Source organism: Rhizobacter sp. P2_H3 (assembly GCF_056403355.1).
In genome coordinates, this window is sequence record NZ_JBFUFQ010000148.1 from 1 (window position 1) to 14,640 (window position 14,640).

The window sequence follows — 14,640 nt, forward strand, 5'->3', positions numbered from 1 at the left end:
CTTCGTGCACTGACTGTCGCCCACTGTTTGACCACAACGAACGAAGTGAGTGGAGGGAGTTTGGGCGACGGACCATGAAACCAGTCAGCGGAGGGTAGTCATTGCCCCGCCAGGGGCGATGACCGCACCGGCCGGCGAGCCACAGACTCCCCACCCGCGCCTTCCACACCAATGCTCCGTAGGCCTCAACCTTCAACCAGGCGATTGCGCCCGAGACGCTTCGCCTCGTACAAGGCCGCATCGGCACGCTCGACCAGTTCGAGCGCGTTGTCGCTCGGCTGCGCGTCGGTCAGGCCGAGGCTCAGCGTGACCTGCAGCCCCGGCGAGATCGCGCTCCATGGGTAGGACTGCACGGCGCTGCGCAGCCGCTCGCAGATCTCGTGCGCCGTCTCGCGCGGGGTGTCGACGAACACCAGCACGAATTCCTCGCCGCCCCAGCGGCCGAGCAGGTCGCGCGCCCGCGTCTTGTCGCCGAACAGGCGCGCCACCGTGCGCAGCACCTCGTCGCCGGCCGCATGGCCGTGGCGGTCGTTGACCTGCTTGAAATGATCGAGGTCGGCCATCGCGAGCGCCATCGGCTGGCCCTGGCCGCGCGAGCGCTCGATCAGCAGCGGCAGCGTCGCATCGACATGGCGCCGGTTCGCGAGCCCGGTCAGCGGGTCCTCGAGCGTCTCGCGGTGCAACTCGGCGGTGCGCTGCTCCAGCAGCTCCTTCTCGGCCTCCAGCTGCTGCGTGCGCAGCCGCTGCAGCTCGGCCTCGAGGCGCGAGCGCTCGCCGTCCATCAGCGCACGCTCGACATCGATGCGGTTCACCATCAGCCGCGCCTGCGCCTTGCTCTGCAGCGCCACACGCTGCATCTCGATCTGGTGGTGCGCCTCGCAGTGCAGCAGCGCCGGCTCGAACTGGCGCACGGCCTTGTAGGCGCGGTGCAGCGCCGAGTGCACGCGCATGCGCGTCGTCTCGTGGTCGAGCTGGGTCAGCGACTGCAGCGTGGCGGTGAGCTCGGTGATGGCCTCGTCGTTGCGGCCTTCGCGCAGCAGCACCTCGGCGATGTTGTGGCGCATGCGCAGCACCACCGCACGGAAACCGTTCTGCACCGCGCTCGCGAGCGCCTCCTGCAGCAATGCGCGCGCCTCGGCGTACTCGCCGGCCAGGCCGAGCGCTTCGCCGAGGTTGCCCTGCGTGACGCTGACACGGTAGACATCGCCGTGGCGGCGCGCCAGCGACAAGGCCCGCCCACCGTACTGGCGGGCCCGCTGCACCGCCTGCCGGCTCGCCTCGTCATCAGCGCGCAGCTGCGCCTGGTAGTAGGCGCTGATCGCGGTGGCGGTGAGGTTGTTCAGCGCCAGCATGCGGTCGCCATGGCCGCCGTGCTCGCGCGCCATGCCCAGCGACTGCAGCAGGAAGCTCTCGGCCTGGATCGAATCGCCGAGCCGGTCGTAGCAGATGCCAATGCGGTTCAGCGCCACGCCCATCGCGAGGCCGCGCTGGTGCGCGCGCGCCAGCTCGAACGACGCGGTGGCGTGCTTCAGCGCTTCTTCCTGCAGGCCGATCTCGCTGAACGAGATCGCCAGCAGGCACAGCGTGTCGCACTGCTCGTCGATGCGCCCGGCAGCTCTCCAGAGCGCCAGCGCCTCGCGCGCCGATTGCACCGACGGCTCGAACAGCCCGAGCCGCCAGCGGTGGTTGGCCAGCAGCGTGTGGGCACGCGCCAGTATCAGCGGGTCGCCCAGCGTGATGGCGCCTTCGAGGGCCTGTTCGGCCAGCGCGAGGCCTTGCTGGTGTTGGCCGCCATCGTGGGCGGCCTGCGAATCGGCGATCAGCCTGACGAGGCGGCGGGCTGCCGTGTCGGGGCCGGCGGGGGTGTGGTGGGGCAAGACGTGGGCGACCATGGAGGGCCCGATTGTGCGTGGCCCGGCGCAGCCGCGCCAGACGCCAAGGCGTCAGGTTCGCGACGCGCCGTCAACTCCTGCGCAACGCGTGCCGGATGCGCCAGCCGAGCAGCACCGCGATGACCGCGGCGTACACCGCGACCTCGGCGAAATTGTTCTTCGCCGCCTTCATCCAGAAAAAGTGCAACAGGCCCAGCAGCACGATCGCGTAGACGCACTTGTGCAACGCCTGCCAGCGCTTCGCCCCCAGCGCCTTGATGGCGCGGTTGAACGAGGTGGCGGCCAGCGGGATCATCAGCACGAAGGCCAGGAAGCCGACCAGCGCGAACGGGCGCTTCGGGATGTCGCGCACGATGGCATCGATGTCCAGCCCCATGTCCAGCCAGGCATACGCGAAGAAATGCAGCACGACGTAGAAGAACGCGAACAGCCCCAGCATGCGCCGGAAGCGCGCCAGCGCCGGCTGGTTCGCGATCACCCGCAGCGGCGTCACGGCCAGCGTGAGGCACAGCAGGCGCAGCGTCCAGTCGCCGGTCGAGCGGATCAGCGCTTCGGCCGGGTTGGCCCCCAGCGTGTTCATCACCGCGCCGTAGAACAGCCACGCGAACGGCAGCAGGCCGGCGACGAACAGCAGCGGCTTGGCCGCCGGATGCAGCAGCGGCGAGCGCCGGCGCGGCTGGGCGGGGGACGACAGCACAGCGGTCTTCATCGCCGGTTCGCGATCAGAACAGCTTCTTCAGGTCCATGCCCGCATAGAGCTGGCCGACCTGGGCTTCGTAGCCGTTGAACATCAGCGTCGCGCGCTTCTTCGCGAACAGGCCGTCCTCGCCGATGCGCCGCTCGGTCGCCTGGCTCCAGCGCGGGTGGTCGACGTTCGGGTTGACGTTCGAGTAGAAGCCGTACTCCTGCGCGGCCGCATGGTTCCAGGAGGTGAGCGGCTGCTTGTCGGTGAAGCGGATCTTGACGATCGACTTGCCGCTCTTGAAACCGTATTTCCACGGCACCGCCAGCCGCACCGGCGCGCCGTTCTGGTTCGGCAGCACCTCGCCGTACAGGCCGAAGGCGAGCAGCGCGAGCGGGTTCATCGCTTCGTCGAGGCGCAGGCCCTCGACGTACGGCCACGACAGCACGCGCGAGCCGAGGAAGGGCATCTGCTTCGCATCGCCCAGCGTCACGAACTCGACGTACTTTGCATTGCCGGTCGGCTCGACGCGCTTGATCAGTTCCGACAGCGAATAGCCGACCCACGGGATCACCATCGACCAGCCCTCGACGCAGCGCAGCCGGTAGACGCGCTCCTCCATCGGCGCGAGCTTCAGCAGCTCGTCGAGGTCGTAGACCTTGGGCTTCTTCACCTCGCCCTCGATCGCGACCGTCCAGGGGCGCGTCTTCAGCGAGCCGGCATTGCGCGCCGGGTCGGACTTGTCGGTGCCGAACTCGTAGTAGTTGTTGTAGCTGGTCACGTCGTTGTAGGACGTGAGCTTTTCCATCGTGATCGCGCCGGGAACGGCACTGCGCGCGCCCGGCAGCGGGGCCAGCTTGTTCGGGCGGGCTGCCTGTGCCATCGCATCGCGCGCGGCCCAGCCGGACAGCGCCGCGCCGCCGGCGCCGAGCGCCATCAGCTTCAGCAGCTCGCGGCGGCGCTCATAGACGGCGCGCGGCGTGATCTCGGACGGCACGGCATGGTCGARGCCGCGGTTCGGGCGGTGATGCATGGAAACTCCTGGGGGCGCCGAAGCGCGTTGCCGGTCAGTCGCAATTCGAGCCGGGAACCTTACAGCGGTTCCGCGCGCCCGGCTGCGTCAGGGCAATTCGCCAAAGTTCGTGTCGTCGATCACGGTGCCGAATTGCGTGTCGGAGAACAAACGCAGCGAATTGCGCGCGGTGCGCTCCCGGAAGCTCTTGCGGGCGAACAGCTTGGCCTGCGCCTCGCCGGGCAGATCGGTGATGTTGATGATGTTGCGCACGATCAACGTGTCGATCACGTCCTCGATCACGCGGACGAAATCGGCATCGAGCTTGCCGAAATCGCTGCTGACCGGGCTGTGCCCGATGAAGGCCAGCAGATCCGGATGCCCGTCCGCGATGAACTCGGTGCCGGCGCCCGGTTGGCGATGCAGGCTGTCGATCTGTCCGTCGGGTCCGCGTCGGATGTAGGGCATGGGGGCGTTCGCAGTGGCGAGTCGGATGACTATAGTCGCGCGCACGCCGGACGGAAATGAAAAAGGCCGGTCATCGACCGGCCCCTGTGGCGCGAAGCGTGAGATTGGGCGCGTTCAGCGCAGGCCGGCGATGTAGTCGGCCACTGCCTTGATTTCCTTGTCGTTCATCTTCGCGGCGACACCGGTCATCTGCGGGCTGTTCTTGCGCAGCCCGCCGCGGAAGGCCACCAATTGCGCTTCGGTGTAGTCGGCGTGCTGGCCGCGCAGGCGCGGGTACTGGGCGGGGATGCCGGCACCGGTGGGGCTGTGGCAGCCGGCGCAGGCCGGGACGGCGCGGTCGGCGATGCCGCCGCGGTAGATCTTCTCGCCGAGCGCGACCGATTCCTTGCTCTTCGCGAAACCGGGCTTCGCGTCCTTCGAGGCGTAGAACGCGGCGACATTGCGCATGTCGTCCTCGCTCAGCGTCGAGGCCATGCCCTTCATCACCGGGTTGTCGCGCTTGCCTTCCTTGAACTCGGCCAGCTGCTTGACCAGGTATTCGGGATGCTGACCCTGCAGGATCGGGTTGGCCGGGCTGCCGCGCGAACCGTCGGCCGAATGGCAGGCACCGCACACGTTGGTCGAGATCGCCTGGCCTTTCGCGACGTCGGGCTTGGCCTTCGCCGCCTCGCTCGCGGAGGCGGGCGCCGCCAGGGCGGCGGCCAACAACAGACTCGACAGCAAGGAAGCAACAGGCATCATGGCGTTCTTAGTGTGGGTTGGCTGGATGCGTTCTGACGATGCAAAACCCAGCGATTTTACAATGCAAGTTTTTGGTGCCTTCCATGACCGACGAAAACAATTCCGGTGCGCCGGCCGCTGACGCGAGCAGCGATGCGGCCGCAGCCGAGAAGCTGGCGCTGGCCTGGACGCACACCGCGCGCTTCCTGACCACCGCCAGCCAGCTGAACCAGCTGCCGCAGACCGAGCTGCCCGAGATCGCCTTCGTCGGCCGCTCGAACGCCGGCAAATCGACCGCGATCAACACGCTGACGCAGCAGAAACGCCTGGCCTTCGCATCGAAGACGCCCGGCCGCACGCAGCACATCAACCTGTTCGAGCTGGGTCCGAAGGACGCGCCGAACGCGCTGTTCGCCGACCTGCCCGGCTACGGCTACGCCGCGGTGGCGCGCGCCGCCAAGCAGCGCTGGCAGGAGGTGATGGCCAACTACCTGCAGGTGCGCCGCAGCCTGTCGGGCGTGGTGCTGATGGTCGATTCGCGGCTCGGGCTGACCGAGCTCGACCGCAACCTGCTCGAGTTCGTCGCGCCCCGCGTGGGCACCGGCGAGGTGCGCCTGCTGGTGCTGCTGACCAAGTCCGACAAGCTGAACCGCCGCGAATCGACGGCGGCGCTGGCGGCCACGCAGGCGGTGCTGGGCGAGCTGTCGAGCGAGGACGCCGACATCGGCATCGCGCTGTTCTCGGCGCTGAACAAGCAGGGCGTCGGCGACGCCGCCTGCGTGCTGCGCGACTGGATCCTCGGGTGATCGAGACCTTTGATGCGGTGCTGCCGCACGGCATCACGCTGAGCTGCCGGGCCAGCGGGCCGCGCGGCGCGCCGGCGATCGTGTTCCTTCATGGTTTTCCCGAAGGCGCCTTCGTCTGGGACGCGATGCTGCGCCATTTCGGCGACCGCTACCGCTGCATCGCGCCGAACCTGCGCGGCTACGAGCGCTCGTCCGCGCCGGCCGAGGTGGAGGCCTATCGCGCCAAGCACCTGGTGGCCGACCTGCTCGCGCTGATCGCCGAGGAGGGCGGCGGCCCGCTCGCGGCGCTGGTCGCGCACRACTGGGGCGGTGCGGTGGCCTGGAATTTCGCGGTACAGCATCCGCAGGCGCTGCAGCGGCTGGTGATCGTCAATTCGCCGCACCCCGGCGTGTTCCTGAAGGCGCTGCAGACCGATCCCCTCCAGCAGGCGGCCAGCGCCTACATGAACACCTGGAGCCGGCCCGAGGCCGAGGCGGAGCTCGAGGCCGGCGATTTCGCGCGGCTGTGGGCGGTGTTCGCGCACATGGGGGCCGAAGACCCGGCGCGGCCGGGCGGCGGCTGGCTGACGCCGGCGCTGAAGGAGCAGTACCGCGCGGTGTGGCGCCACGGCTTGACCGGCGCGCTGAACTACTACCGCGTGTCGCCGCTGCGCCCGCCGACCGGGCCCGATTCACCGGTGCTCGCGCTGAAATTCCCGCCGGAGTTCGTCACCGTGACGGTGCCGACGCACGTGGTGTGGGGCGAGGCCGACGTGGCCTTGCCGGCCTCATTGCTGGACGGCCTGGAGGCCTTCGTGCCCAAATTGACGCTGACCCGCGTGCCGGGCGCCACGCACTGGATCGTGCACGAACTGCCGGCGCTGGTGGCGGCCGAGATCGAGGCGGCGCTGGTTCGGTGAGGCGGGCCGAGCGCCGGGCCGCCCCAAGCCGGCCCGCGTCCCCTCGGGGGACCGCTCGACGGACTCGTCGAGCGAGGGGTTGTCATACCACCACGTAGCGGCCTTCGAGGAGTTGCGAGGCCGACTGCAGGTGCTCGCGCAGCATCGGGAACAGGTCCGACGACGACTCGGTCGCATAGATCTGCCGGGCCCGGTGCGCCGGCGAGTAGCCGATGTTCACCAGGCAGGCGGCCGGCCCGCTGCAGTACTCCAGCAGCTCCGGCCCGATCAGGTGGACCGCCCAGCCTTCCGACGATTCGACGCCACCGTCGCTGATCCGCATCAATTCACTGTCCGTCATGTGCGCCTCACCCAAACTGCCTGCCAACCTCTCTGAACCTGGAAGCCAGTTTAGGAAGCGCCTCCCGGCTTGACACCCCCCCGAACGCGGCAGGACCAACGCCGCCGCGTCGGATCCGTCACGGTCGGCCGATGAACAGGTAGAGCCCGGCGGCGCCGCGCGGCGCGTAGGTCACGCCGAGGTACAGCGGCCCGATGCCGGTGTCCGCGCCGACGAACAGGCTCATGCCGTTGCGCAGGTCGTTCAGCTTCATCTGGCTGCTGAAGTCCCACGCGTTGCCGGCCTCCAGCGAGCCGCCGGCGAACAGCCCGCGCGTGAACACCGGCGCGTAGTCCAGCCGCTGGTAGTACACGAGCCGCCCGAACGCCAGGTAGTTGCCCTCGATCTGCCCCGGCAGGTAGCCCGACATCTGCTGGAAGCCGCCGAGCGTGTAGCGGCCGAGCCCGGCGATCGAGCGCTGGTCGGCATGCTGCACCCGCACGAGCGCGTTCAGCGTGTGCCGTCCCCACGTGCCCACCGCCGAGCCCTCGGTCTCGACCCGCGTGAAGCGGTCGGAATCGCTGCCGGTCACGCTGTCGCTGCGCCGGCCGCTGACCACTTCGCCCTGCAGGCGGTAGCCGTGCAGCGGGAAGTTCGCGAAGTCGAGCTGGTCGACCACCACGCCGACCCGCAGGCCGGATTCGTCGATCGTCACCGTCTCGCGCGGCCCGCTGTAGTCGCTCGACAGGATCTCCGGCTCGTTGCGCAGCGTCAGGTGCGTGAGGCCGATGCGGAGCTCGCCGAACTGGCCCCAGGGCTGGCCGAGGTCGATGCCGAAGCGGCCGGTCGAGCGGTTGAAATGCCCGCGCTCGTCGCCGGTGGCGCCGTTGTAGACGGCAAGCTTTCGGCGTTCGGCCTCGCCGTAGCCGGCCACGAACCAGTCGTTGGAGATCCCCAGCGTCCAGTTCAGCGGGTGATAGAGCTCGGAGAACAGCCGTGGCACCTCGCCGATCTGCACGCGGTTGCGCCACTCGGTGCCGTTCGCGTCCAGCCAGTGGCGGTTGTGGCTGATCTTCAGGTTGAAGGCGCTGCGCCCGGTGAAGTCGGTGTTCAGGTCGAGCCCGACGCGGAAGTAGTGCGGCCCCCAGGGCTTGTCCTCCAGGTCGAAGACCAGTCCGTCGCCGCGGTCGGTCGACACCAGCTCGTAGTCGGCGCGCACGTAGTCGCCGCTGGCGGCCAGGCGGCGCGCATCGCGCTCGGCCTTGGCCGCATCGAAGGGYTGGCCGGCGGTCGATTCCATCTGCGCCGCGAAGCGCTTCGGATTGGTCAGGCCGCTGCCCTCGAACTCGACGAACGCGAGCGTCGCCTGCGGTGGCGCCTCGCGCGGGTGGCCGGCCTTCCATTGCGCATACGCGGTCTCGTCGAGCGACAGCGCGGCCAGGCGCGCCGCGAGCTGGGCGGCCCCCTGCTCGCCGAGCGCGATCAGCTCGCGCGTCTTGTTGAAATCGCCCGAGGTGATCTCGCCCAGCTGCGGCGAGATCAGCAGGTCGCGCCCGCCGAGCGAGGCCAGGCTGCGCTGGACGTTCTGCTCGGTCAGGATGTTGATCATCTGGCCGGTCAGGCCGCCCACCGAGCCGAGCGTCTTGCGCGGGGCCAGCGGCGTGCCGATGTTGACGGCGATCACGATGTCGGCGCCCATCGCGCGCGCCACGTCGACCGGCACGTTGTCGACCAGGCCGCCGTCGCCGAGGATGCGGTCGTCGATCTCGGTCGGCGGGAAGACGCCGGGCACGCTCATGCTGGAGCGCAGCGCGAGCGCGAGGTCGCCCTGTCTCAGGATCACCGCGCGGCCGTCTTCCATGTCGGTGGCGACGGCGCGGAACGGGATCGGCAGCCGGTCGAAATCGCGCACCGAGCGCACCGGCAGCGTGTAGCGCCGCAGCAGCGTCTCGAGCCCGCGGCCCGACAGCGCACCGAGCGGCGCGCGCAGCTCGCCGTCGCGCATGCCGAACTCGATCAACGGCGAGATCTCGAAGTCTTCTTCCTTGCGCCGCTGCGACAGCAGCTGGCGGTCGACGCGGTTCGCGAACACCGCATCCCAGTTGACCTTCAGCAGCTCGCGCTCCAGCGTGTCGGCGTCCATGCCGCTCGCATACAGGCCGCCGATGATCGCGCCCATCGAGGTGCCGGCGATCACGTCGACCGGGATGCGCTCGCGCTCCAGCACCTTCAGCACGCCGACGTGCGACAGGCCGCGTGCGCCGCCGCCGGACAGCACGAGGCCGATGCGCGGGCGGGTGGGCTGTGGCGTGGGGGGTGATGTGGGGGGCGGCGCGGCGGTCTGCGCCAGCGCCGAAGCGCACAGCGCGATCGCGAGCAGGCCCGGCCAGGCCCGCAGCCTTGCGGTTGCCATGCGAGCGCTCAACGCAGCGTCGCGAGGCTGCGCAGCATGCCGTCGACCGCGCGCTGCACCAGCGAGTAGTCGGACAGCGAGACCAGCAGGTCGGCGGTGCGCAGCCGCTCCAGCGCGCGCAGCGTCACCGAGTGCGTGCTGTCGGGCTGCTCGCCGGCGAACAGCAGCAGCTGCCCGCTGTCGCTGCGCCACAGCAGCTGCAGGTGGCTCCAGCGGCCGAGCAGGAACATCCGGTAGTGCCGCCCGATCGCCATCGCGTTGACCCAGGCGGCTGGGTCGTCGCCACCCGCGGGCGGGCCGCTCGGCAGCCACTCGGCGGGCACGGTGTCCATCGAGCCGAGGTCGATCAGCGAATCGCTGAACGGCGCGCCGGTCTCGGGCACCGGCTCGACGGTCTCGTCGCGCATGCGGCGCACGATCTCCTCCGGCGTCGGCTCGGGCTGCGCGGCGGCGGCTGCGGGCCGGGCGCGCGGTTTCATCGCCTCGCTGTGGATCTCGACCAGCTCGTCGAGCACGGCCTGCTGTTCGTCGGCCGGCAGCGCGATCAATTCCATGCCGGCCCGCAGCTCCTTCAGCAGCCCGGGCAGCAGGCCCAGCAGGCGCAGCCGGCTCTGCGGATGGTCGGGCAGGCGCAGGCTCCACAGCAGGTGGTCGGTCGCCTTCAGCACCCGCTGGCTGGATTCGGCCTCCTCACCGTACAGCGTGAACGATTCGGCCAGCACCCGCGCCCACGCGCCGGTGACGAAGCGACGGATCACCGGCGTCGTGCGGATCGGCGCCATCTGCTCGGTCAACCGGTGCGACAGCTCGCGTTGCAGCCGCTCGCGCTGCTCGGCCATCACCAGCGTCGCGATCGCGCCGCGCGCGGCCACCTGCGCATCGCGCAGCTGTTCGGCGATGGCGGCGTCGACGCGCGCGAGGCTGCGGCGGTACAGCGCGGCGTCCTGCACCGGCTCGGCGAGCATCTCGTCGACCAAGCGGTCGCAGAACGACAGGAAATGCGCGAGCCGCGGGTCGCCGGACTGCGGGTAGCCGACGGCGGCGCCGGCAATGCGGTCCATCAGCTGCCACACCGGGTGCTCGTGGACCTCCATCATCTTCGGGTCGCGCAGCGCGACGCGCAATGCCGACACCTGCAGGCGGCCCATCAGCGTGCGCAGCGGCTGCGGCAGCATCGGGTCGCCGAGGATGGTCTCGAACAGCCGCGACAGCAGCTCGATGATCTGGCGCTCGATCGTCTCGTCGGCGGCGCTGAGCAGCGAGCCGCGGAATTCGGCCAGCCGCGACGACGGCGTGCCGGCGCGGTCAGCGCCATCGGCGGCTTCGGCAGCGTCGCCGCCGCTGCGCTCCGGCAGGCGCGAGAGCATCGCCTCGATGCGGGCCAGGGCCTGCTCCAGCGCCGGGCCGAGCGTGGCGCCACGGCGGCCCGGGGTGGAGGGCGCGGAGGAGGTTGCGGGCAGGCCACCCGGCATGCTGCGCACCAGCCCTTCGAGCGCGCCGGGCATCGTCACGTCGACCTCCGGCTTGCGCGCCGCGCCGGCGCCCGGTGCCAGCACGACGGTGCGGTAGATGCTCGGCTCGACCCCTTGCGATTCGAGGCGCGAGCACGCAGCGGCCCAGGCCATGCGCAGCAGCGGCGTCATCGCGGCGGAGGCCACGCGCAGCAGGATGGCCTGCTGCACCGGCTTGTCGGTCACTTCGCCGGCGGCGTCCCACAGCGCGTGGGCGTAGGCGAGCGGGCGCAGCGGGTTCGACTCGGCGGTGGTGTGGGCCTGGCCGCGCAGCGTCGACGTGAAGGTCTGCAGCTCGCGCAGCTCCCATTCGGTGCCGGTGTCGATCTGCTGCACCGCGCGCGAGATCTCGATGTCGGACTCGACACGGCCTTCGTCCATCAGCTGCAGGCCGGACAGGCTGCTCGGGCCGGACGGGGCCGCGGTGGCGTTGGCGGTGGGCTCCAGCTCGGCCAGCACGCGCTGGCGCAGCGCGTCGACGAAGCTGCGCTGGAAACGGCCGGCGTGCTGCTGCAGCAGCTCGACCAGATCGAAGTGGTGCTGGCGCTCGCTCGCGAGCAGCTGGTCGCGCGGGCGGCGCAGTTGCTCGACCACCGCCGCCATGGTGCGGGCGATCAGGTCGGGTGCGCGGCCCAGTTCATCGTCGATGAAGCGCTTCAGCAGGGGGGCGGTCGGCATGGCGATATTGTGCCGCCCGCGGCCAAGGGGTGGCCTTCCAGGTGTGCAATGAAAAAGGGCTGCCGAAGCAGCCCTTTCGAGGTAGGCGAGGTGCCTGGACTTACATGTCCATGCCCATGCCGCCCATGCCACCCATGCCGCCACCGGGCATGCCGCCGCCACCGGCGCCGGCTTCTTCCTTCGGAGCCTCGGCGATCATCGCCTCGGTCGTCAGCATCAGCGAGGCCACCGACGCGGCGTTCTGCAGCGCGGTGCGGGTCACCTTGGTCGGATCCAGGATGCCCATCTCGATCATGTCGCCGTAGGTGTCGTTGGCTGCATTGAAGCCGTAGTTGCCCTTGCCGTTCAGCACGGCATTGACGACCACGCTGGCTTCGCCGCCGGCGTTGTAGACGATCTCGCGCAGCGGCGCTTCGATCGCGCGCAGCACCAGCTTGATGCCGGCTTCCTGGTCGGGGTTGTCACCCTTGATGGCGCCAGCCGCTTGCTTGGCGCGCAGCAGCGCGACGCCACCACCGGCCACGATGCCTTCTTCGACGGCGGCACGGGTTGCGTGCAGCGCATCTTCGACGCGGGCCTTCTTTTCCTTCATCTCGACTTCGGTCGCGGCGCCGACCTTGATCACGGCAACACCGCCGGCCAGCTTGGCCACGCGCTCTTGCAGCTTTTCACGGTCGTAGTCGCTGGTGGCTTCTTCAATCTGCACGCGCACTTGCTTGACGCGGGCTTCGATGTCGGCACCGGCACCGGCGCCGTCGATGATGGTGGTGTTTTCCTTGCCCACTTCGATGCGCTTGGCCTGGCCCAGGTCGGCCAGCGTGACCTTCTCGAGCGTCAGGCCGACTTCTTCGGCGATGACCTTGCCGCCGGTCAGGATCGCGATGTCTTCCAGCATGGCCTTGCGGCGGTCGCCGAAGCCCGGGGCCTTGACGGCGACGACCTTCAGGATGCCGCGGATCGTGTTGACCACCAGGGTCGCCAGCGCTTCGCCTTCGACTTCTTCAGCGATGATCAGCAGCGGACGGCCGGCCTTTGCCACTTGCTCCAGCACCGGCAGCAGGTCGCGGATGTTGCTGATCTTCTTGTCGAACAGCAGGATGAACGGGTTGTCCAGCAACGCCGATTGCTTCTCGGGGTTGTTGATGAAGTACGGCGACAGGTAGCCGCGGTCGAACTGCATGCCTTCGACGACTTCGAGTTCGCTCTCGAGCGACTTGCCGTCTTCGACGGTGATGACGCCTTCCTTGCCGACCTTGTCCATCGCGTCAGCGATGATCTTGCCGATGGTTTCGTCGCTGTTGGCCGAGATCGAGCCGACTTGCGCGATTTCCTTCGAGGTCGTGGTGGCCTTCGAGGCCTTCTTCAGCTGCTCGACCAGGGCCGTGACGGCCTTGTCGATGCCGCGCTTCAGGTCCATCGGGTTCATGCCGGCGGCCACGTACTTCATGCCTTCGCGGATGATGGCCTGGGCCAGCACGGTGGCGGTGGTGGTGCCGTCACCGGCGATGTCGCTGGTCTTGGAAGCGACTTCCTTGACCATCTGCGCGCCCATGTTCTGGAGCTTGTCCTTCAGCTCGATCTCCTTGGCGACCGAGACACCGTCCTTCGTGACGGTGGGGGCGCCGAACGAGCGCTCGAGGACCACGTTGCGGCCCTTCGGGCCCAGGGTCACCTTGACGGCGTTGGCGAGGATGTTGACACCCTCGACCATGCGTGCGCGGGCTTCGCCGCCGAAGACTACGTCTTTTGCTGCCATGTTCTTTTCTCCGAATTCAGTGTTGAGGTGCTAGAGCCAGTGCCGGGAGAATCACTTCTCGACCACGGCGAAGAGGTCTTCTTCGCGCATCACCAGCAGTTCCTTGCCGCCGTCCTTGACGACCTGGCCGCTGTACTTGCCGAACAGCACGCGGTCGCCGACCTTGACGTTCAGGGCCACGAAGTCGCCCTTCTCGTTGCGCTTGCCCGGGCCGATGGCCAGGACGATGCCTTGCTCGGGCTTCTCGGTGGCGGCGTCGGGGATGACGATGCCGGAAGCGGTCTTGGTTTCTGCTTCAACGCGCTCGACGATCACGCGGTCGTGCAACGGGCGAAATTTCATGGCTTCTCCTTGATGTCTCAAATGGGACTTCTGGTGGGCAACGAGGCAAGTTGGCGCTCATTGACTTGGCAGAACATCGGCACCCGAAGGCACCTGGATGTCGTTAGCACTCAAGGTGGATGAGTGCTAGCAGATCAGAATTATAGGGGCAGGGCGTGACGGTTCAAGAGGGGGGTCTTTGGAGAGACCGTGGGGGCGCCCGTACGCAGGGAGCGGTTCAGCCAGGGGCCGCTGGATCGAAGAAGCGCCGGGCCAGTCCATCACGACCCGGGTAGAACTGGAAGAAGGGCCGCGCCTGCTCGATGGTGAGCGCCACCGCCGGGTGCGCGACGAGCCGTTCGAAGTAGGCCGCGAGTCGCGCGTGCTGCGGCGGCAGCGGCAGGTAGGTCAGCGCATAGAACAGCGCCGGCGCCGCGGCGCAATCGGCCAGGCTGAAGGCCTCCCCGGCCACCCAGGTGCGGCCCTCGAGCTGGCGGTCGAACATCGCATAGGCGGTCGACAGCGTGTCGCGCGCCTGGCTCACGTTGCGCGCATCGCGTTCGCCCTCGGGCCGCAGGCGGTCGGCGGTGAAGGCCTGCATCGGCAGCATCAGGTACAGGTCGGACAGGCGATCCCACAGGCGGACCTCGAGCGCGGCCTCCGCATCCTGCGGGATCAGCGTACGGCCCGGGCGCGCGTGATGGCGCTGCAGGTGCTCCATGATGATGCTCGTCTCGCCGATCGGCCGGCCCCGGTCCTCCAGCAGCGGCATCTTGCCGAGCGGCCACCGCGCCAGTATGGCCCTGCGAGGGGCAGCCGCGCTATCCTTGCGCCACCTTCACCGCATCGACTCACAACCATGCTGATCGCGATCGTCGGCGGCGTGCTGGCCGCCCTGGGTTTCCTGTCCGCCGTCGCGCTGGTCGCGGCGCCCCTGGGGATGTCCGCGGCGCCGCCGGGCCTGACGCTGTGGGTGCTGTTCCCGCTCTTCACGCTGCTCGGCTACGCCCTGGTGGTGGCCGGCAGCCGCGATCCGGCCGTCAAGCTGCCGACGCTGGCGCTCGCGGTGCCGCTGCTGCTGCTGGCCCTGGTGGCCGCGATCGCGCTGGTGATCGGCGCGGCCGGGCTGCGGCCCGTCGGCGACCAGGGCGGCACCGCCCCGC

General features: G+C 69.3%; 14 protein-coding genes. 3 read left to right on the forward strand and 11 right to left on the reverse strand.

What is annotated here, in order from left to right:
- Positions 1 to 185: 185 nt before the first annotated feature.
- The 5 genes from AC1D1T_RS22295 to AC1D1T_RS22315 form a co-directional block, all read right to left on the reverse strand.
- Positions 186 to 1,877, reverse strand: coding sequence for a GGDEF domain-containing protein (locus AC1D1T_RS22295; protein ID WP_477992508.1), 1,692 nt, complete (start codon positions 1,875 to 1,877; stop codon positions 186 to 188).
- An 85-nt stretch (positions 1,878 to 1,962) separates the two neighbouring features.
- Positions 1,963 to 2,601: a protein-methionine-sulfoxide reductase heme-binding subunit MsrQ gene (msrQ, locus tag AC1D1T_RS22300; RefSeq protein ID WP_052211209.1), complete on the reverse strand. Its 639-nt coding sequence runs from the start codon at positions 2,599 to 2,601 to the stop codon at positions 1,963 to 1,965.
- Positions 2,602 to 2,614: 13 nt separating this feature from the next.
- Entirely contained in the window at positions 2,615 to 3,607 is a 993-nt protein-coding gene (gene msrP, locus AC1D1T_RS22305; protein WP_477992509.1) for a protein-methionine-sulfoxide reductase catalytic subunit MsrP, read from the reverse strand.
- 87 nt (positions 3,608 to 3,694) lie between these two features.
- Positions 3,695 to 4,099, reverse strand: a complete 405-nt coding sequence (locus AC1D1T_RS22310) for a hypothetical protein (RefSeq protein ID WP_465110890.1) — start codon at positions 4,097 to 4,099, stop codon at positions 3,695 to 3,697.
- Positions 4,100 to 4,168: 69 nt separating this feature from the next.
- Complete coding sequence (locus AC1D1T_RS22315) at positions 4,169 to 4,792, reverse strand: c-type cytochrome (protein WP_156154620.1); 624 nt, start codon at positions 4,790 to 4,792, stop codon at positions 4,169 to 4,171.
- 86 nt (positions 4,793 to 4,878) lie between these two features.
- Here AC1D1T_RS22315 and yihA point away from each other — a divergent pair, with 86 nt between their 5' ends.
- The gene (yihA, locus tag AC1D1T_RS22320; protein WP_465110891.1) at positions 4,879 to 5,580 is read left to right on the forward strand and encodes a ribosome biogenesis GTP-binding protein YihA/YsxC; all 702 of its coding nucleotides are present in this window, start codon (positions 4,879 to 4,881) and stop codon (positions 5,578 to 5,580) included.
- On the forward strand, positions 5,577 to 6,479 hold the full coding sequence (locus tag AC1D1T_RS22325; RefSeq protein WP_477992510.1) for an alpha/beta fold hydrolase: 903 nt from the start codon (positions 5,577 to 5,579) through the stop codon (positions 6,477 to 6,479). Before yihA ends, AC1D1T_RS22325 begins: the two co-directional genes overlap by 4 nt.
- Positions 6,480 to 6,561: 82 nt before the next feature.
- Here AC1D1T_RS22325 and AC1D1T_RS22330 read toward each other — a convergent pair whose 3' ends face one another.
- The 6 genes from AC1D1T_RS22330 to AC1D1T_RS22355 all read right to left on the reverse strand — a co-directional run bounded on the left by AC1D1T_RS22330 (position 6,562) and on the right by AC1D1T_RS22355 (position 14,276).
- The gene (locus tag AC1D1T_RS22330) at positions 6,562 to 6,819 is read right to left on the reverse strand and encodes a hypothetical protein (protein ID WP_465110893.1); all 258 of its coding nucleotides are present in this window, start codon (positions 6,817 to 6,819) and stop codon (positions 6,562 to 6,564) included.
- Positions 6,820 to 6,937: 118 nt separating this feature from the next.
- Entirely contained in the window at positions 6,938 to 9,211 is a 2,274-nt protein-coding gene (locus AC1D1T_RS22335; protein ID WP_477826393.1) for a patatin-like phospholipase family protein, read from the reverse strand.
- An 8-nt stretch (positions 9,212 to 9,219) separates the two neighbouring features.
- Positions 9,220 to 11,400 (reverse strand): DUF1631 family protein, encoded by a 2,181-nt coding sequence (locus AC1D1T_RS22340; RefSeq protein ID WP_477992511.1) that lies wholly within the window; start codon positions 11,398 to 11,400, stop codon positions 9,220 to 9,222.
- A gap of 100 nt (positions 11,401 to 11,500) precedes the next feature.
- Positions 11,501 to 13,156 carry a chaperonin GroEL gene (groL, locus tag AC1D1T_RS22345; protein ID WP_047500099.1) on the reverse strand — a complete coding sequence of 552 codons (1,656 nt, stop codon included), beginning with the start codon at positions 13,154 to 13,156 and terminating at the stop codon, positions 11,501 to 11,503.
- 51 nt (positions 13,157 to 13,207) lie between these two features.
- Positions 13,208 to 13,498: a co-chaperone GroES gene (locus AC1D1T_RS22350; RefSeq protein ID WP_047500101.1), complete on the reverse strand. Its 291-nt coding sequence runs from the start codon at positions 13,496 to 13,498 to the stop codon at positions 13,208 to 13,210.
- 217 nt (positions 13,499 to 13,715) lie between these two features.
- Positions 13,716 to 14,276 (reverse strand): glutathione S-transferase family protein, encoded by a 561-nt coding sequence (locus tag AC1D1T_RS22355; RefSeq protein WP_477827947.1) that lies wholly within the window; start codon positions 14,274 to 14,276, stop codon positions 13,716 to 13,718.
- A gap of 60 nt (positions 14,277 to 14,336) precedes the next feature.
- Between AC1D1T_RS22355 and AC1D1T_RS22360 the strand changes: the two genes are divergently transcribed.
- The coding region (locus AC1D1T_RS22360; RefSeq protein ID WP_477992512.1) for a hypothetical protein at positions 14,337 to 14,640 on the forward strand (304 nt) is incomplete at its 3' end.